The organism is Blastococcus sp. CCUG 61487 (assembly GCF_005222955.1).
GTDB lineage: Bacteria > Actinomycetota > Actinomycetes > Mycobacteriales > Geodermatophilaceae > Blastococcus.
In genome coordinates this window covers 1-545 of the sequence record NZ_LWUA01000186.1, presented here as the reverse complement: position 1 = coordinate 545, position 545 = coordinate 1, and the positions used below count along the sequence as shown (strand labels likewise).

At 78.5% G+C, this 545-nt stretch carries 1 pseudogene; it reads left to right on the top strand.

The window, feature by feature from the left end:
- Positions 1 to 545, top strand: a pseudogene (locus A6V29_RS09955) (DNA polymerase III subunit gamma/tau); the annotation flags it as partial.

The following is a 545-nucleotide window of genomic DNA, read 5'->3' as shown; positions in this document are numbered from 1 at the left end:
CTGCGCAGCCCGCCGAGCCCGACATCCCGCTCCCGCCCGAGCCCACCGACGACGAGGACTGGCCGCACCCCGCGCAGCCCTGCGCCGTCCGGGCCGCCGCCGCCCGTGCCGAAGCGCCGCGGCCCGACGCCGAGCCGCGCCCGGCCGCGGAGTCCTCGCCCGTGCCGCGCGGCGGGGAGCCGACCCCGGTGGTGTCGGCCAATCCACCCGAGTCCGAGGGCACGCTGACCACGAGCGACGTCCGGCGGGTGTGGCCGGAGCTGCTCAAGGTGGTCCGCGGGCACAAGCGCACGACGGAGGCGCTGCTGAAGAGCGCCCAGGTGCACGACCTGGCCGGCGGCGTCCTGACGCTGGCGGCGACGTCGCCGGCGCTGGCCAAGATGCTCGGCGACGATCTGAACAAGGACGTGCTGCGCCAGTCGCTGCAGGAGCTGCTCGGCGTGCGCTGGAAGGTGCAGGTGGTCGTCGAGGGCGCGGCCGCCGCCCCGGGCTCCTCCGGCGGTCGCGCCGGCGCCCAGGAGGCCGCCCGGGCGGCCGAGGCCGCG